An 18,006-nucleotide genomic window follows, 5' to 3' on the forward strand; every position below is an offset into this window, starting at 1 on the left:
TTTTGACTCGCACTCACCGGTGCTGTAATACCATTGCAATGGTTTCACTTCTATCCTTTGGTTGCTTTGATTCCATGGTATTCCATCCCATGACTCGCCTTTCTGCCTCAAGCCACGTACACTACGCCGCTTATTTCCATTCAATCAGAAGGCTTGGTTTTGCAGACTCTAGAACAATTAAAAACAGGACAATTAGTAGGAATAAAACAACTGAAGTTGGCGGAAGGGCTAACTGAGTTCCCTATGGAAATTTTAGAGCTTGCAGACTCGCTTGAAGTGTTAGATTTATCCGGCAACGCATTGTCAGATTTGCCACAAGAACTGGAACAGCTGATCAAACTAAAAATCATTTTTGCTTCCAATAATCAGTTCACCCATTTACCAGAGGTATTGGGCAAGCTGCCAAACCTTGAGATGGTTGGATTTAAAACCAACAAGATCAAAGTGGTGAGTGAAGCCTCACTACCAAGTCAGTTGCGTTGGCTGATCCTGACCGACAACGAGATTGAAACGCTGCCAAACAGTCTGGGTGAAAGACCGCGCTTAAGAAAGCTTGCACTGGCGGGGAATCGCATCAAACGACTGCCAAGTAGCATGGAAAACTTAGTTAATTTGGAATTGGTTCGTCTCTCTGCGAACCAGCTAGAGCACTTTCCGGATGTGCTGATGAAGCTACCTAAATTGGCATGGTTTGCTTTTGCAGGTAATCCATTCTGCAAACACCCATCTTCGCTAGACAGTGTGCCGAAAGTGACCACAAACAGTTACTCGCTTAACCATGTTCTCGGCCAAGGGGCAAGTGGCGTGATTTCTCATGCTAACTGGACTGATGCTCAATACGACTTCCCGAGTGAAGTTGCGGTAAAAGTGTTCAAGGGCGAGGTCACCAGTGACGGCTATCCTCATGATGAACTTGAAGCGTGTTTGCAAGCTGGGCATCACAACAACCTAGTGAAATCCATCGCGCAAGTGAATGACGGTAAAGAGCTTGCTTTGGTGATGGAGCTGATTCCAAACAGTTACTACAACTTAGGTTTGCCACCAACGTTGGAAACCTGCACCCGAGATACGTTCCCACAAGGGTTTACGCTGACAGTCGAGCAAGTGAATTCTATTGTTGAGCAGATGGTGGACGTATTTAATCACCTACACGACAACAAGGTGTGTCATGGTGATTTGTATGCGCACAATACGTTGGTGAACGAACAAGGCGAGATGATCTTTGGTGACTTTGGCGCGGCGAGCATTTACGGCTATTTATCGGACGAGCAGCAAGCTGCAATCAGAGCCATTGAATCCAGAGCGTTGAAGTACTTTATCGAAGATGTGTTTTCTGTGTGCGAAGCGTCGGAATCGGCATCGCAAGCATTCGAACGACTAGTTGCGCTTGCGGCATAAGATTTCATTCAATCGAATCAGAAAGAGGTATCGAACTGCCCGTTTTGATACTGAGCAAATGAGATACCTCTTGATTGAATCTAGTGCTGAGGAAGTTGCTCTGAGCAAGCCTCATGATGCTCTGACGAGAGGTCAATCACTGCCTCACATCCACCCTCAGAATGTGTATCAATAGTGAATTGCCAGCCATAGCGTCGGCATAAGTCGTCCACAATCATGAGTCCCAAACCATGGCCTTCGGCATCTGGCACGGAAGAGAAGCCTTCGCCTTCATCTCTCACCGACAGTGTGGTATCGGTCATGGTGATATGAATCGTTCCCGCTGACGTGGCTGCAATACCGTTGCGAATTAAGTTACTCAACGTAATGTTAAGCACTGCAGTGGTCGCTTTGGTTTGCGGATGGCCCAATATCTGTACATTAAATTCCAACGACTTTTCATCGGCTTGTGCTTGGCTAAGAGCAACGATGTTGTGAAGCTCTTGCTCTGAGATGGTTCGAACGGGGCTGTCGTCTGTGTTGCGTTCATATCGCACCAAACCCAACAAAGCATCAACCATGGTCGACATCTGCTGAGTAGCATCTTGAATACGGCCAATCTGGCGCTCTTGAAACGGCGTGCTTGGGCTTCTGGCTAGCAGGCTGCTCGAGCCTTTCATTACCGTTAGTGGCGTTCTCAGTTCATGACTGGCATATCGCGCAAAAGCTTGCTCACGTTTGATCACCTGATTGATTTGGCTGCGATATTCATTGAGCTGAGAGGCTAACGTTTGGAACTCTTTAGCCGAACCTTCAGGCACGATGAATTTTTGGGATGTATCGCCTTGGTGTTGGTCTAGTTGCACCTTGAGTGCGCTGACTGGCTCAATCAAACGTTGCGATAGGCGCAGTAAAAGGCTGCCAAAAATTAGGATAAGCGCCGTTACCACCGCCAGTACCATTACGATGACATAAACAAACTCGGTTGAGGTGATTTCGATTTCATCAATGAGTGAAATCAGAATGATAGGGTGCTCTTCGCCATTTTGGTTAAAAGTGCTCATGTAAATCATTCTGGTGTTCGGCTCTTGACCGACTTCACCGAGAAAGTACTGCTTGTCTTGCAAAAAAGGCTTGTAGATAGGCGGGATCAGATTGATGTCGTTGTACGCCGTTGTCAGCAAATCAAGCTTGATCATTCCGTCGCCAGGATGACGCCTAAAGTACTCAATCGCTTCTTTCTTGTCGATCATAATACGTCGTTCACCGACGCGATCTTCCGACCACAACAACGCGCCACTAACAAGTGCGAAGCACAGCAGACCAATCACAATCGACACCAATAGGAAGAAGAGTTCGAGGCGTCCAGTTAAGCTTTGTGTGTTGTTAAATAAGCGGCGAATCATGCACCCGGCTCCAAGCGGAAGCCGACTTTAGGGATGGTTTTCAATAAATGTTCTTCAAAGGGTTTATCGAGTTGACCGCGCAGTTGATAAATGTGGCTGCGCAAAACGTCATTGTTTGGCTCATTTTCTTGCCATAGGCGGAATGCGATTTCTTCACGCGTCACAACTTCGGGGGCATTTTTGACCAGCATTTCTAAAATCGTGTACGTGGTTGGATTCAACGCCAACAGCTTATCTTGACGGTAGGCTTGATGCGTTTTTTGATCGATAGACACTTCGCCATACTGGAGTTTGGTTGATGCAACCGTACCGCGGTAGCGTTTAATCAATGCAGTCATGCGTGCTTCAAGAATATCGAGATCAAACGGTTTGGTGAGGTAGTCGTCGGCGCCGTGTTGGAAGCCTTTGAGCATGTCGTCTCGGCTATCAAGTGCTGTCAACATCAACACCGGAGTGTTATTACCCGCATCGCGCAGCTTGTTGCACAGTGTTAGGCCATCCATGCGCGGCAGCATGAGGTCGAGCAAAATGATGTCAAACGCATTATCCATCGCCAGCTTTAAGCCTAGCTCACCGTTGTCGGCGTAATCCAGCTGCATGCCAGCACACTCAAAATAATCGAACAACATTCCCGCTATTTCACGATTATCTTCTACCAAAAGTACACGTTTCATTTATTCTTATCCAATCTCGATAAATTCGAATGTTGATCTTAACGAACATTATTCACTATAGGTGTGAAAAAGTTGTCGACAATGATTTTCTCACCTTTGTGTCGGTTTTCAATGTCTAACCTTAAATACAGTGGTACCTGTTTATTTATATCTATCAATACTGATTGAAATATAAATGGTATAGATTGGTTGGTTCTGTTAACTCCATATAAAACATGAAGATACTAAATTATTTATGTGACACTGAGCACATTATTAATAATTGCCAATCTTCACAAGTGCACTCGATAGGAAAGGTTCTTACTTTTTATAAAACCATTTTTTAGATATGGTTATTGCGTTTAAATACAAACGCTTAGATTCTCTTTTTTGAGATAATTCAATCAAATCAATGGTTTCATGCATAAGCGAAACGCTGCATTATTTTATTTTTATTAATAAAACTACATTTTCTGTTCTTGATCTGTTCATAAGCGAAAGTCTCCTATTAACTTTACTTGTTTAAAATCCATGATCCTTCCAATGCTTAATGCCAGATAAAAATCAATTTGTGAGGCTATCATGTTTAACAGTATACGCACTCGAATTGCTGTCAGTGCGGGTGGGGCAATGGCCTTCACTCTATTGATTGCAATGGGTATGACAACCAATGCGTTCACGCAAGTGAATGAACAAATCACTACAAAAGTAAAATCTCAACTGAACGAAGCCACCACGACCGACCTGAGCAATACGGCGATTCAGCAAGGGCTGAATATTTCCAACCAGTTAGAGCCAGTGTTGGCGAACCTAAAGCAAGCGCGTTCAATTATCGAATTAAGCGCAGAGACGACCGCAACGCCAGACATTATTGTTAAACAGTTTATTGCGTCGCTAGAAGCTCAGAACAAAGCTGTGTTTGCTGGTTACATGGTGTGGGAAAAGCCATCGTGGGTTGAGCCAACTATTCAAGACAAAAGCCTTGGCTTTAATAGCGAAGGCTACTTAGCGCCATTCTTTTCGCCAAATTCGCACAACAGTTTTGATGTCGTGGCGATGGATAGCTTTAGCAATACTGAATTAAACAACAACGGTGAGCGTAAAGACGATTGGCACTTGATGCCTTTCGAAACGGGCAAAACGTTCGTGATGGAACCGTACATGTATCCGGTTCGCGGCAAACAAGAACTGATCACGACCATCAGCCAACCAATCAAGTTACGTGGCGAGATCATCGGCTCTCTCGGTTTTGATTTGTCATTGAACGAGTTACAAAGCCAAAGTGAAGATTACGCGAGCGACTTGTTTGATGGACAAGGCCGTATTCTGATTTCTTCGTGGAAAGGCATCACACTGGCGAACAGCAGCCAAGCGGATCAAGTGGGCAAGAAAGTTTCTCATGAGTTGGCGTCTCAATGGGCTCGTATTCAATCCATTGCGAAACAAAAAGGCGCAGGCCTTGTGACGTTTGGCGGGGATGAGTATGCGATTACTGCAATTGAAACCAGCGATGCGCCTTGGATCGTTATGGTGTCGGTTCCCAGTAGCTTCCTTAAAAAGAACGTGGATGACTACGAGCGATGGAGTGAAGAACAAAGTGCAGAAGCTCTTGAAAAGGGAGTGTGGGCAGGGATTATTGCGGCTCTGATTGGTATTGTTGCGATGACGATGATCGCGACCTCGTTGGGCAAAGTGTTAACTAACTTAGTGGAGCGTTTTAAAGACGCAGCACAAGGCGAGGGCGACCTAACTTACCGCATTGAGGTGAAAGGTAAGGACGAAACCGCCCAACTGGCGCACTGGTTTAATACCTTCCTCGCTCGTATTCAGGAAATGCTTTTAACCGTAATGGCGACGGCAGACCAAGTTGATAAAAACGCAAGTGAAGGCCAAGCTCGCGCGGCGGCTTCGAGAGATCAACTGAACGTTCAAGTGAACGAAGTCAACTCGCTAGCAACGGCGATTAATGAGATGAGCGCAACCGCACAAGAAGTGGCAAATTCTGCGGTACAAGCAGCAGCGGCGGCAAGCCAAGTTCAAAGCAATAGTGCGAATGGCATGTCGCGTATGGACAATGCTGCAAGCGCGGTGGATAACCTCGCTTCGCAAGTGAATGATGCACAGCACCAGACGCAGAATTTGGTGGCTTCAAGCACGGCTATTCAGGGTATTCTGAGTGAGATTGGTGGCATTGCGGATCAAACCAACTTGTTGGCTCTAAACGCTGCGATTGAGGCTGCGCGTGCTGGTGAAGCGGGTCGTGGTTTTGCTGTGGTAGCCGATGAAGTCCGCAACCTTGCAACGCGCACACAAGGCTCGACAGAAGAAATTCGTGCAATGTTGGCTCGTTTGGAGCAAGAAACGCAATCAATCGTCGTGTTGATGGAGCAAAGCCAGAAGCAAGCGGTGGATACCAAAGAAGAAACACAAGCAGCGCAGTTGGCGTTGGCCGAAATCAACCAAGCTATTGAAGTGATTAATGATATGAATAATCAGATCGCTTCAGCGGCAGAAGAGCAAAGCTCGGTATCAGAAGAGATCAACCGTAATGTGGTTGTGATTAATGATACGGCGATGGAAGTGATGGATACCATGTCATCTTCGGTAGCGATCAGCAATGAACTGACGGCAAAAGCCAGTGATCTTCACGGTGAGTTGAGTAAGTTCAAGTTGTCTTAATCAAGCGAGTGAGAAGGTTCAAGCCGACTCACTCGGTTCATTTCCGGCAAAACAATTGGCGAGAAATATCGAACAAAACAAAAGGGCTCCAGAGTTACCTCTGGAGCCCTTTTTAGTATTCAAGTTCTAATGAACTAACGACGTTTTGGCTTACGTTGACCGGCTGGTTTGCCTTGGCCTTGTGGACGACCTTGGCCTTGCGGCTTGCTACCTGCTGGGCGGTTTGCACCGTTGCCGCTAGGGCGCTGGCCGTTGCTAGCAGGGCGTTGACCACCTTGTACTTTACCAGAACCGTTACGGTTGCCAGATGGTTTACCATCTTTTGAACCGCCTTCGGCGCGTTTGTTCAAGTGGCCACCGAAACCCGGTTGGTTTTTGGTGTGCTTGGTTGCAAAACGGTTTGCACCGTGACGGCCAGACTTACGACGTTGCGCTGGAGTTTGAGCATCAATATCTTCTGCAGGAACCAAACACGTTGGTTTGTCACCAATCAAATGCTTCTTACCCATGTTGATCAGTGCTTCACGAATTAATGGCCAGTTAGCAGGATCGTGGTAACGCAGTAGTGCTTTATGCAAACGACGTTGACGTTCACCTTTCGCGACTGGAATGTCTTCGCGCTGTTTGTACTTCACGCGTTTCAGAGGGTTAGTCTCTGAGTAGTACATTGACGTTGCGTTACACATCGGTGATGGGTAGAAGTTTTGTACTTGGTCACACTCGAAGTTGTTTTTCTTCAGCCACAAAGCAAGGTTCAGCATGTCTTCATCTTCTGTGCCTGGGTGCGCAGAGATAAAGTAAGGGATTAAGTACTGCTTTTTGCCTGCTTCAGCACTGTACTTCTCGAACATTTCTTTAAAGCGATCGTACGTGCCCATGCCCGGTTTCATCATCAGATCAAGAGGGCCTTTCTCTGTATGTTCCGGTGCAATCTTCAAGTAACCACCTACGTGGTGAGTTACGAGCTCTTTTACGTATTCTGGTGATTCAATCGCAAGGTCGTAACGTACGCCAGATGCGACCATCACTTTCTTCACGCCTTCAACTTTACGCGCTTCGCGGTATAGATCGATGGTGTGTTTGTGGTCTGTATTTAGCTTGTTACAGATGCCCGGGAATACACAAGAAGGACGACGACAGTTCGCTTCTGCTTTTGGATCTTTACAACCTAGGCGGTACATGTTTGCAGTCGGGCCACCAAGATCGGAAATTGTGCCGGTAAAGCCCGGAACTTTGTCGCGAATTTCTTCAATCTCGTTGATGATCGATTCTTTCGAGCGGTTTTGAATGATTCGACCTTCATGCTCGGTAATTGAACAGAAAGAACAGCCACCAAAACAACCACGCATGATGTTCACAGACGTTTTGATCATGTCATACGCTGGAATTTTTGCTTTGCCGTACATAGGATGAGGAACACGCGCGTAAGGCAGGCCAAACACAAAGTCCATCTCTTCGGTCGTCAATGGGATTGGGGCTTGGTTTACCCAAAGTTCACGATCACCATGGCTTTGAAGTAACGCTCGACCTGAGTACGGGTTCGTTTCTAAATGCAATACACGACTTGCATGAGCATAAAGAATGCGATCGTTTCTTAGCTTTTCAAACGAAGGCAGGCGAACCGCAGTTGTCGCAGCATCGTGGCGTGATGGGCGAATCGTGATTGGTTGTGCAACTGGCTCATCTTTTTTAGTTTCACACTGAGTTTCTACTTCGTATGGGTTCTTTGGTACGAACGCTTCCTTACGAGGTTTTTCAATGCGAGAAGAATCGATAACCGTGTAGCCTTCTGGCGCGGCTGGCAAGTTCACGGCGGTACCACGAATATTGGTCATGGTGCTGATGTCTTCGCCATTTGCAATGCGATGCGCTACTTCTACAAGTGCACGTTCTGCGTTACCGAAAAGTAGGATGTCTGCTTTTGCATCAAATAGTACCGAACGGCGAACTTTATCTGACCAGTAATCGTAGTGCGCAACACGGCGTAGGCTGGCTTCGATACCACCTAAAACAATAGGTACTTCTTTGTAAGCTTCACGACAACGCTGAGAGTAAACCAAAGTCGCGCGGTCTGGGCGTTTGCCACCTTCGTTATTTGGTGTGTACGCGTCATCGTGACGAAGTTTTTTATCCGCGGTGTAACGGTTGATCATGGAGTCCATGTTACCCGCAGTGATCCCGAAGAACAGATTTGGCTTACCAAGCTGCATGAACGCATCTTTGTTTTGCCATTCTGGTTGAGCAATGATACCGACACGGAAACCCTGCGCTTCTAGCAGGCGGCCAATGATAGCCATACCAAAGCTTGGGTGATCTACGTAAGCGTCACCGGTTACGATGATAATGTCACAGCTATCCCATCCTAGGGCATCCATTTCTTTGCGACTGGTCGGCAAGAAAGGTGCCGTACCAAAACACTCTGCCCAGTATTTTTTGTACTCATGAATAGGAGTGATGTTATTGGTCATATTTTGCTCTCTGTTCCAGGGAGCGCGAATTATAGCGATTTGATGATCAGGTATCTATAACAAACTCATCTATTCAAGCTCAGTTCAGCGAGTTTTATTTGGTTTGCAGAAATATCATTGTTATATCGACGATTTTTTATCTGATATCCCCTTTGAAGCCTTATGGTTATTAGCCTGCTTAGATTTGTTTGTCGCAATTTTAATACATTTGATAAGCAATGGAATGCTTATTTGAAACTCGCCTATAATCAAATTAGTGCATAGTTAAAAGTGCATGTGCCGAGCATGCTCGAAGCAACATTCAAAACCGCAAGGCTTAACCTGTTAACTTTCGAGTCATAACAGAGAACCTAAAGGTTCCTCAAACATCGACTGTGACATTGGGTTTTGAATGGAGAGCAAAAAGGCCGACCAAAATAAGGGGGCTAGGAAATGAGCGAATCACTAACGATTGCACAAGGACAAGTGCAACACGCAGCCAATCATACTCAGGTCGTGGAATGGTCTTATGACATCTATACTCGTGAGTTTGAATGCGACCAACCAAGCATGGCCAATGCTTTTGGCTTTAAACGTCCGATTAACAGTTTAGATGAGCTGCTTCAATATATGTTGATGGGGCAGCAAGAGGCTTGTCGTCAACGCATTGCGGACGTCGAATTTATGGGTGGGCAAGGGCATTTTTCTTGCTGCTTAATGCCTAATGACGCCAAGCTCATTCATGTCACCATGAGTTTTGAAAAGCTCAACGAGCGGATTGTTCAAGGCACAATCATTCCTCAGCTGACCATCACTGGGTGTGAAGAGCTGGCGAAGATTCTTGAAACCATCTTCGATTTGCCAAACGTCGGCGTACTCGTTGCCGATGAAGACACGCGTATTCTTGGTTGCAATCGCGCCTTTGAGCTTCAGATGGGGTATCAAAATCGCGATCTCGTTGGGTTAAAAACCTACATCTTCAGCACTTCTCACCATAGCCAAGCGTTCTACGATCAGCTTTGGAAACACATTGATGAAGAAGGGTATTGGAGCGGCAATCTTCTTAGCCGCACAGCCAATGGCAGCAACCAAGCGCATCATTTGTGTATCTATCGCCTCACATTCAATTCAGGGCGTGTGCTTTTTCTCGGTTTTTCAACGGATATCTCGGCTTCCCTTTTGTGGATGAAAAATCGTTGTGAGCAAGTGCAAGACTGGTCGGCATTTTTGCCAACCAGAGATGAATTCGAACTTCAATTGGATAACCTCGCAAACGAAAGTGGTCACAAAGATCTCAATATCGTGATGACGCTAAGACCGAACTTTGCCCAGAAATGCATGTTGGAACAACAGCTAGGTTTTGCGGACTTTATCATGCGCAGTCGCTACACCAGCATTGCGGGGCAGTTATCGCGAGACGTCTTTGTGGTCTGTTTACAAACGCCACATTGTCAGTGGTTGAGCCCCTTGCGCTTGATTCAAATAGCCATGAAAGGCTTCTTTTCTGAGCTGAGAAGTGAAATGGGGAACAAAATGCACGCTACGATTGTGGAAGGGCAAACCGGGGTTTCTGTTCTTGGGTATGACACCAACAATCCCAAACAGGCACTTGCTCATGCGGCGCAAGCGATGGTGTCTTCGAAAGCCGGAGAAAACGGCTACTTCAACTTTTACAACAGTGAACTTCACGCCGAGTTGGTGAAACGTCAGCATTTGGAAACGTTCCTGAAAACCCAAATTGAAAGTGAGCTGGTGGATGTGTATTTTCAGCCAATTATTGAAACGCGAACCGGCAATGTGGTGAAGTTCGAGGCATTAGCGCGCTTCTATCACGAAAACAGCGAGTACAGCACGCAAGAGATGATTTCCATCATTGAAGACCTGGAGTTGATCGCTGCGCTGGATGACGTTGTTTGCCAAACCGCGCTGAAGCAGTGGCCACATTTGCAAAAAATCTATGGCGAAAATATCGGACTTTCCATTAATCGCTCGTTGAATACCAAGCTGGATTCATTGCAAGTTCTCCAGCGATCGCTCGATTTGATTAAAGCCAGCGATGTAAACCCAAAACTGGTGACTATTGAGTTAACAGAAACCGCGTATTTCGAGCAAGATGAAGAACACGCGTTTGCGTTAGAACAGATTCGCCAAGAGGGTATTCAAATTGCGATTGACGACTTTGGTACGGGCTACTCTTCGTTTTCTTATTTGGAAGAAGGGCAATTTGATGTACTAAAAATCGACCGCAAGTTCGTCAAGAATATTCATGAGGGCAGTACAAGTTATAACATCGTCAAAACCATTACCGATTTGGCACACAAGCTGAACGTCGAGGTGGTTGCCGAAGGTGTCGAGTCACAACGCGAGCTCGAAGTGTTGGCTGGTATTGGTGTTGATTACATGCAGGGCTTTCTCTTTTCTCAGGCGTTGCCAGTCGTACTACTCGATACGGCTCAAGCTCATGACACACTTTTTAATGGTGTGATGGTTAAACCGACTCAAGATGCGATGCTGCAGTCGTTATGTCATCACGATGTGCGCCGACTCGACCCAGGTGAACCGCTGTCTTTGGCGGTGGAATACATGAATCTGAGCCCAAGTGCACCTTTGGTGGTTATCAATGAAAACCGCTGCGTTGGGTTGATCACCAAAGAGCAAGTCAACTTGCACATGACGCCAGCGATGGGGACAGATTTAGAAACCGAGCGCGAGCATCGACTTTGGAAACGGCCAGTCAATCAGGTGATGAGCACCGCATTTGAGCAAGTTGACGCCTGTTTGCCTGTAGCAGCCATTCGAGATTTGATCAAAGCTGGTATAGGCTTCCCTTGGATCTTGTGCGACGCCAAAGAAGAATATCGTGGGCTACTCACTCAAGATGATGCCTTGCAGTATCTGGCTTCTTGCTAATGACTAGGTCAAGTATTGCTGCACAGGCTTAATATTAAACGCATGAGCATTAAGCCTGTTTGATGCTATTTGGATCGCAAGTTAGGCGGAGAGTTTAGGTGGTTTGGCGATAGGTGATTTGCTATTATCGCCAACCCAAAACGACTTTTGAGCTTGCATTCAACATGATTCAACAATTGCTGGTTACTTTCCCTCCAATGTTATTTGGCGCACAAGCGCTGCTGACTTTGCTTTTGATCAAGGGCGATATTTGTCCGGGTCAGCGAGGTCGTCTCCACAAAATGTTGCCTGCGATAGGGGTACTTTGGCTTGCGGTGGCATCACTTCGTATTGAAGCGTTTATGGTGGTGTTCGCGATTTTCTATTTCTACTCTCAAGTTCAGACTAAGAAAACGCGTGAAAAGGGCCCATTGTGGGCGCTGCATTTGGCGAATGGTTTGGCCTTTGCATACGTGAGCATTCAAGTGTTTGAACAGCCGAATTGGCCTGCTTCAGCAGCGATGGCTGTGATGATCTTCTTCTTAGGTGCGTCGTTCTCTCAATTGCTGCTTACGATTGCCCGTAGCCGACTACAGGCGTTCCACCGTATTTTACCTGTAACGGGTATTGTGTCTGGCATGCTATTGGTGCTTGCGACTTTATTTTCATCGTACCAATTGGATGAAGTTACGCTTGCGAGCGCAACGCAGCCGATTTTGATCTCTTTAGCGCTGCTTATCTCTACCATTGTGGTTTGGTGTTGGCATATCTTCACACACAAGGCGCCAGAAAAAGTGCAACTGAGCATTGCTTTGCTGCTTGCTCTTGCTTCCATGACAAGCCTACAAAGTTTGTTTGCTCTGGCTGTTTAACAGTCTGATAGTGAGTTCACGATCTCGAGTGAGCTCACTTTAAATTCTCCAGATCCTGTCTACGCTGTATGTATATACCCAAGTAACCTCGAGATGCTTGGTTCAGCGAGAATGACTTGGTTTGAAGGCGAGGCAACAATTTGAAGATCTAGTGGTTCTAAATCAAAAATTGTTAACAAAGCATGCGAACCAAGACAACTCGCGCTTTGGGAGCGTGTTACTAAAGCAATTTCATCGTCAAAAAACTTGGAAATAGCTGGCTATTCCGCAGCGTTGTTTTCCTTGAACTTGAATTAGTGACAACGCTCTGAACTCTACATCTTGAAGTCACTTGGGTATATACCTTGATACGTTGTCGAAGAGGAGTGTCGCGATGGATTTAAGCAATGTAGGCAATCTGGATAGCATCATTTTGTTGGGTATCGTCAACGAAAAACTACGCTTAGAGTGCGACAGTTTTGACGAGTTGGCTTCGGTGTACGAAATGGATGTTGAGTCGGTGGTGGGCAAACTTGATATGCTTGGTTATCAGTACGACCCACTCACCAATCAATTCAAAGCGTACGAACGCTAGTCTCAATCGATTCCTTGTTGTTAAGCCATCTTGATGCCGTCAAGATGGCTTTTGCATTGTTGTCTCGCCGTCGCAAAGAAGGCTTGCAGATAACGCTTATCTTTTTCAGAGTTACGCGTTGCTGCGAACAGACGACGCCACAAACCTTTGCCAAATGGTTTACTGGTGATTAACCCCTGACGAGAAAACTCGGATATCGCCCAGTTTGGCAGCGCCGCAACGCCTAAGCCTGCCGAAACCATTTGCACCAGCATTAAGGTATTGTCCGCTTGTTTCCATCTGGCAGGCTCGACGCCGGCCGGCTGCAAGAAGTGCTTAACAACGTCCAATCTTTGTTTTTGAACCGGATAAGAGAGCATAGTTTGATCGGCAAGATCTTGTGGTTCGATAATTTCTTTGTCAGCTAATGGATGATTGGTTGCAGTGATTAGGCGCATTTCGAAGTCAAACAACGGTTCATAATGTACCTCAGAACGAGGTTGAATATCCGACGTGATAACGAGATCTAACTCGCCAGCCAACAATGCGGGTAGGGGCTCAAACCCGAAGCCGGACGAAAAATCCAACGTGACGCTTGGCCACGCCAATTGATATTCCCTTAGAGCAGGCATGAGCCATTGGAAGCATGAGTGACATTCGATCGCCATGTGTAATCGACCGTTGACGTCCTCTTTCAAACTTGCCAGTTCGTTTTCTGCTCTTGCCAGCTTCGGCAAAATATCTTCCGCGAGGCGCAAGAGAATTTCACCCTCAGAGGTAAATTTCACTGGTCGAGTTTTGCGTAAAAATAACTGACCGCCAATACGAGATTCGAGATCTTTGATTTGGTGAGAAAGAGCGGATTGCGTTAAGTGCAAGGCAGTAGCCGTAGCAGTTAACGAGCCGGTGTCTCGAAGCGAAGTTAATGTTCGCAAATGTTTTAGCTCTATCATGAATCCCTTTCATCCTTTGTTGTTCGCCGTGAACGAATTCCTATCCCAGTCAACAACGGCTCAATATGGTTTCTTAATGCTCTGTCTTGTTGAAATACTCAATAGCTACTTTGAATTTTTGATTTAAGAATAAACACTTATCAAACAAATCCACTTAACTCGCAAGCAATTTTTTATTGCTGTTAAAACGTATTGATTGACTGCGACAGACATAACTAACTTAACGACAAAAAATGGATATGTAAACGTCTAGACGTCTATTGTTGTAATTTATTTGCGAATGAAATCGACCCATGATGAATTTTTTTAATAAACAAGTTGAATAAATGGACGTTGTCCAAACGACAGAGGAGAGAGATAGTTTAGCCATCCAGACATCTTGTGAATTTAGAGAAAGATGCTCTGACCTAAACAAATTGAACAAGATTGAAAAAGGAATAGGGACATGGCTACAACAACGCACATACTCGGTTACCCACGCATCGGTGAAAAACGAGAATTAAAATTCGCTCAAGAAAAATACTGGCGCGGTGACATCGATCAAACAGAGCTTAAAAAAGTTGGTGCAGATCTGCGCGCTAAAAACTGGCAAACACAAACAGAGGCTGGTTTAAGTTTTACTACCGCTGGCGACTTCGCTTGGTACGATCATGTACTGACGACGACATTGCTATTGGGTCACGTGCCAAAACGTCACGCAGGTGGTTTTCCTAATCTCGATACGCTATTCAAAGTGGGTCGTGGTCAATCTCAAGCGGGTTGCGGCTGTGCGGGTGCTGCAGCATCGGATATGACTAAATGGTTCAACACAAACTACCACTACATCGTACCTGAATTCAGCAAGGACGATACGTTTGAAGTGAGCTGGCCGCAACTGTTTGAAGAAATCAACGAAGCAGTACAAGCCGGGCATAAAGTGAAGCCGGTATTGCTCGGCCCAGTTAGTTATCTTTACTTAGGTAAAGAGGTAGAAGAAGGGTTTGATCGCCTGACGCTACTGCCACGATTGCTTACGGCTTACCAAGCTATTTTGGCTAAGCTGGCGAGCCAAGGTGTTGAGTGGGTTCAGATTGATGAGCCGATTTTGTCGCTTGAGCTAGAAAAACAGTGGGCTGACGCGTTCAAGCTGGCATACCAAGTGATTCGTAGCGATGTAAAAGTGCTACTAACGACGTACTTTGACTCTGTCACCGATACGTTAGACAAAATTGTTGAGCTGTCAGTGGACGGTTTGCACGTTGATTTGTCTGCCGCGCCTCAACAGCTTGACGACGTGGTTGCCAAACTACCAGAAGGTTGGGTGCTTTCTGCCGGCGTTGTAAATGGTCGTAACGTGTGGCGTTCGGATTTGAGTGCGCAACTTGAACGTCTACAGCCAGTCAAAGAGAAATTGGGCGACAAGCTTTGGGTGGCGAGTTCATGTTCTCTATTACATAGCCCAGTTGATCTGGAACTGGAAACAGAGCTAAGTGAAGAAGTGAAAAGCTGGTTTGCATTCGCAAAACAAAAAGTGACAGAAGTCGCTTTGCTTGGCCGAGCACTCGACGGTGATCAAAATGCGATTCTCGCTTGTGATACCTATAGCCAGCCAATCAAAGCACGTAAAACGGCAACACATGTGAATAAGCCCCAAGTGCAAGCTCGTTTAAACAGTATTACAGCGTCACTTGCCGAGCGCAGCGCACCTTACGCGGAGCGTGCTGCGCATCAAGCTGAAGTGTTGGGTTTACCTTTGCTGCCAACCACGACCATCGGCTCTTTCCCTCAAACGGGTGAAATCCGTGTTCAGCGCAGTGCTTATCGTACTGGTCAGTTATCTGAGTCCGACTATATCCAGGCACTTAAAGGACACATTGCGGATGCCGTAAAACGCCAAGAAGCGCTCGACCTAGATGTACTTGTGCATGGTGAAGCAGAACGTAACGACATGGTGGAATACTTCGCGGAGAATTTGGCGGGCTTCCAAACGACGAAATTTGGTTGGGTGCAGAGTTATGGCTCGCGCTGTGTAAAACCAGCCATTGTGGTTGCCGACATTGAGCGTGAAAAGCCGATTACGGTTGAATGGTCGACGTACGCACAATCGCTAACCAGCAAGCAGATGAAAGGCATGTTAACTGGCCCAGTGACGATTCTATGTTGGACGTTCCCGCGTGAAGACATCACACGTCAGGAAATCGCGCAACAACTGGCATTAGCACTGCGTGATGAGGTTTCTGATTTACAAGATGCAGGCATCAATATAATTCAAATCGATGAGCCTGCGATTCGTGAAGGTTTGCCGTTGAAAAAGCGCGATCACAAAGCGTATTTAGAATGGGCGGTGGATGCATTTAAGATCTCAGCAGCGAGTGCAAAACCAGAAACTCAGATTCACACTCACATGTGTTACAGCGAGTTCAATGAAATCATCGATTCTGTTGCAGCGCTCGATGCAGATGTGATTACCATTGAAACGTCACGCTCAAATATGGAACTGCTTAAAGCGTTTGAAGAGTTCAATTACCCGAACGAAATCGGCCCAGGTGTTTATGACATTCACTCACCAAATATTCCGACGGAAGAGTGGATTGAAGGCTTAATCAAGAAAGCGGCAGAAAAGATTCCGGTACAACGTTTGTGGGTAAACCCAGACTGTGGTTTGAAAACACGTAACTGGGCAGAGACGGAAGCTGCACTTGCCAACCTAGTGTCTGCTGCGAAGAAGCTTCGCGCAGAGCTTGCATAAGGTAGCTCGTCGCCAATTTAAAGTGGCCAATAAAAAAGCGGAGACCATCGTCTCCGCTTTTGCGTCTTTTATTTAATGTCCGCCTAGCTCACTAACGACAGTTCTCGTTGTCGTCGGGCTTGAGCGACAAGCAAATTACTGTGACTATTTGATTTTGCTACAGGTTTGCTCTGAAACCAATTCATCAGCAATTAGCTGACCGCGTGAGTTACGCACTTTTAATCGGTACATCAAACCCATATCAATTTGCTCTCTTACCGACGGCGTATTGCAGTATGTATAAATACTGGTATTCAGTACTTGGTTTAATGGTTTCGCACCTAAAGCATCGTCGTTGTAAATCATCATCATTTCTACCACGTTCTTGTTAGAAGAAACACGCATGATTTGCAGCGGACCGTATTCCAACGGCAGTCCGGCAGACAGGACACCGGCACGGTTAGACGCCATTAATTCAAGTTGGCGTTGGTTGTCATTGCTTGATGAACAACCCGCCAATGCACCAAAGGCGAGGAAGAGACACAGTAATTTTTTCATAACTTAAAACACTTTTTTGAACGGTTTTACGATCACGTTTTCGTAAACGCCCGCCGCCACATAAGGATCGGCGTCAGCCCATGTTTTGGCATCTTCCAAAGAGGAAAATTCAGCAATGACTGTCGAACCAGTAAAGCCGGCTTCTCCTGGGTTATCAGAGTCGATCGCTGGCATTGGACCTGCGGTAAGTAAACGACCTTCATCTTGAAGCTGTTGCAAGCGTTCTAAATGTTGAGGACGAACGCCCATACGTTTTTCCAATGAGTTCTCGACGTCCTGAGAAAAGATGACGTACCACATAGCATAGTTCCTTAATTGGTGGGGTAAAGTGTTAATTTAACGTCTTTTTTGAACCTCTCACAAGTGAACAATAGAAAATGTGAGATTCTTCCTAGCAATTCGATTTTATGACAACTTAGCTTTGCACTGGACGTGGTTTGCCTTCACTGTCGATGGCTACATAGTTAAAGGTTGCTTCACAAACCATGAAACGATCTTCGATGCCGTCGACTTTCACTGGTTTCACCCAAACTTCTAGGTCAACGCTCATAGATGTACGGCCGATTTTCTTACACACGCCGTAACAACAAACCACGTCACCTACGCTGACTGGTTTTTTAAATGTAATGCTTGAAACAGAAACGGTAACGACGCGACCAGAACAGATCTCTTTCGCCAGAATCGCACCCGCCAAGTCAAGTTGAGACATTATCCAACCACCAAAGATATCGCCGTTTGCATTTGTATCAGCGGGCATTGCAAGGGTACGAAGCAGAAGCTGGCCTTTCGGAGAGTTAAATTCTTGGCTCATAGTGACATCCTAAATCTTCAAGGGCGCTCAAAAAAAGCGCAAATATGGTGTGCCAATAAGAATACTAATGCAGTAATTATTGGTCCGTTGAACAAAACAGC

Annotated in this window: 13 protein-coding genes; 6 read left to right on the forward strand and 7 right to left on the reverse strand. The window is 46.0% G+C overall.

All coding sequences use genetic code 11. From position 1 onward, the window contains the following. Positions 1 to 159 precede the first annotated feature (159 nt). On the forward strand, positions 160 to 1,398 hold the full coding sequence (locus ACYJZR_RS05630; RefSeq protein ID WP_030000577.1) for a leucine-rich repeat-containing protein kinase family protein: 1,239 nt from the start codon (positions 160 to 162) through the stop codon (positions 1,396 to 1,398). A gap of 80 nt (positions 1,399 to 1,478) precedes the next feature. Here the strand turns inward: ACYJZR_RS05630 and ACYJZR_RS05635 are convergent, their stop codons facing one another. Both ACYJZR_RS05635 and ACYJZR_RS05640 read right to left on the reverse strand, forming a co-directional pair. Beyond that, positions 1,479 to 2,783, reverse strand: coding sequence for a sensor histidine kinase (locus ACYJZR_RS05635; RefSeq protein ID WP_406965903.1), 1,305 nt, complete (start codon positions 2,781 to 2,783; stop codon positions 1,479 to 1,481). Beyond that, positions 2,780 to 3,457 (reverse strand): response regulator transcription factor, encoded by a 678-nt coding sequence (locus ACYJZR_RS05640; protein WP_005457963.1) that lies wholly within the window; start codon positions 3,455 to 3,457, stop codon positions 2,780 to 2,782. The genes ACYJZR_RS05635 and ACYJZR_RS05640 overlap by 4 nt, the downstream gene beginning before the upstream one ends. A gap of 561 nt (positions 3,458 to 4,018) precedes the next feature. Here ACYJZR_RS05640 and ACYJZR_RS05645 point away from each other — a divergent pair. After that, a complete protein-coding gene (locus ACYJZR_RS05645; RefSeq protein ID WP_140055078.1) occupies positions 4,019 to 6,115 on the forward strand; it encodes a methyl-accepting chemotaxis protein in 2,097 nt (698 codons plus the stop codon). A 134-nt stretch (positions 6,116 to 6,249) separates the two neighbouring features. On the opposite strand, the gene ACYJZR_RS05650 is transcribed toward ACYJZR_RS05645, so the two are convergent. Next, positions 6,250 to 8,583 carry a YgiQ family radical SAM protein gene (locus ACYJZR_RS05650; RefSeq protein ID WP_020840987.1) on the reverse strand — a complete coding sequence of 778 codons (2,334 nt, stop codon included), beginning with the start codon at positions 8,581 to 8,583 and terminating at the stop codon, positions 6,250 to 6,252. A gap of 432 nt (positions 8,584 to 9,015) precedes the next feature. Between ACYJZR_RS05650 and ACYJZR_RS05655 the strand changes: the two genes are divergently transcribed. The 3 genes from ACYJZR_RS05655 (at position 9,016) to ACYJZR_RS05665 (ending at position 12,897) form a co-directional block, all read left to right on the forward strand. Then, positions 9,016 to 11,472 carry an EAL domain-containing protein gene (locus ACYJZR_RS05655; RefSeq protein ID WP_021453774.1) on the forward strand — a complete coding sequence of 819 codons (2,457 nt, stop codon included), beginning with the start codon at positions 9,016 to 9,018 and terminating at the stop codon, positions 11,470 to 11,472. 164 nt (positions 11,473 to 11,636) lie between these two features. Beyond that, positions 11,637 to 12,323: a hypothetical protein gene (locus ACYJZR_RS05660; RefSeq protein WP_406965899.1), complete on the forward strand. Its 687-nt coding sequence runs from the start codon at positions 11,637 to 11,639 to the stop codon at positions 12,321 to 12,323. A gap of 373 nt (positions 12,324 to 12,696) precedes the next feature. Continuing rightward, positions 12,697 to 12,897 carry a DUF4250 domain-containing protein gene (locus ACYJZR_RS05665; RefSeq protein WP_005457961.1) on the forward strand — a complete coding sequence of 67 codons (201 nt, stop codon included), beginning with the start codon at positions 12,697 to 12,699 and terminating at the stop codon, positions 12,895 to 12,897. A gap of 20 nt (positions 12,898 to 12,917) precedes the next feature. Here ACYJZR_RS05665 and metR read toward each other — a convergent pair whose 3' ends face one another. After that, the gene (gene metR, locus ACYJZR_RS05670) at positions 12,918 to 13,829 is read right to left on the reverse strand and encodes an HTH-type transcriptional regulator MetR (RefSeq protein ID WP_005481610.1); all 912 of its coding nucleotides are present in this window, start codon (positions 13,827 to 13,829) and stop codon (positions 12,918 to 12,920) included. Positions 13,830 to 14,274: 445 nt separating this feature from the next. Here metR and metE point away from each other — a divergent pair, with 445 nt between their 5' ends. Next, positions 14,275 to 16,557, forward strand: a complete 2,283-nt coding sequence (gene metE, locus ACYJZR_RS05675; RefSeq protein ID WP_031855410.1) for a 5-methyltetrahydropteroyltriglutamate--homocysteine S-methyltransferase — start codon at positions 14,275 to 14,277, stop codon at positions 16,555 to 16,557. Positions 16,558 to 16,701: 144 nt separating this feature from the next. Here metE and ACYJZR_RS05680 read toward each other — a convergent pair whose 3' ends face one another. The 3 genes from ACYJZR_RS05680 to yciA form a co-directional block, all read right to left on the reverse strand. Then, positions 16,702 to 17,094: a GspS/AspS pilotin family protein gene (locus tag ACYJZR_RS05680; protein WP_005459209.1), complete on the reverse strand. Its 393-nt coding sequence runs from the start codon at positions 17,092 to 17,094 to the stop codon at positions 16,702 to 16,704. Positions 17,095 to 17,097: 3 nt separating this feature from the next. Next, positions 17,098 to 17,394: a YciI family protein gene (locus tag ACYJZR_RS05685; RefSeq protein ID WP_005481648.1), complete on the reverse strand. Its 297-nt coding sequence runs from the start codon at positions 17,392 to 17,394 to the stop codon at positions 17,098 to 17,100. Positions 17,395 to 17,509: 115 nt separating this feature from the next. Then, positions 17,510 to 17,905 (reverse strand): acyl-CoA thioester hydrolase YciA, encoded by a 396-nt coding sequence (gene yciA / locus ACYJZR_RS05690; protein WP_005459205.1) that lies wholly within the window; start codon positions 17,903 to 17,905, stop codon positions 17,510 to 17,512. Positions 17,906 to 18,006 lie beyond the last annotated feature (101 nt).

The organism is Vibrio sp. RC2502 (assembly GCF_054850435.1).

Coding starts and splice junctions, on each gene's coding strand:
- metE (WP_031855410.1), top strand. CDS start 14,275: ATGGCTACAACAACGCACATACTCGGTTACCCACGCATCGGTGAAAAA.
- ACYJZR_RS05640 (WP_005457963.1), bottom strand. CDS start 3,457: ATGAAACGTGTACTTTTGGTAGAAGATAATCGTGAAATAGCGGGAATG.
- yciA (WP_005459205.1), bottom strand. CDS start 17,905: ATGAGCCAAGAATTTAACTCTCCGAAAGGCCAGCTTCTGCTTCGTACC.
- metR (WP_005481610.1), bottom strand. CDS start 13,829: ATGATAGAGCTAAAACATTTGCGAACATTAACTTCGCTTCGAGACACC.
- ACYJZR_RS05635 (WP_406965903.1), bottom strand. CDS start 2,783: ATGATTCGCCGCTTATTTAACAACACACAAAGCTTAACTGGACGCCTC.
- ACYJZR_RS05680 (WP_005459209.1), bottom strand. CDS start 17,094: ATGAAAAAATTACTGTGTCTCTTCCTCGCCTTTGGTGCATTGGCGGGT.
- ACYJZR_RS05660 (WP_406965899.1), top strand. CDS start 11,637: ATGATTCAACAATTGCTGGTTACTTTCCCTCCAATGTTATTTGGCGCA.
- ACYJZR_RS05650 (WP_020840987.1), bottom strand. CDS start 8,583: ATGACCAATAACATCACTCCTATTCATGAGTACAAAAAATACTGGGCA.
- ACYJZR_RS05685 (WP_005481648.1), bottom strand. CDS start 17,394: ATGTGGTACGTCATCTTTTCTCAGGACGTCGAGAACTCATTGGAAAAA.
- ACYJZR_RS05645 (WP_140055078.1), top strand. CDS start 4,019: ATGTTTAACAGTATACGCACTCGAATTGCTGTCAGTGCGGGTGGGGCA.
- ACYJZR_RS05655 (WP_021453774.1), top strand. CDS start 9,016: ATGAGCGAATCACTAACGATTGCACAAGGACAAGTGCAACACGCAGCC.
- ACYJZR_RS05665 (WP_005457961.1), top strand. CDS start 12,697: ATGGATTTAAGCAATGTAGGCAATCTGGATAGCATCATTTTGTTGGGT.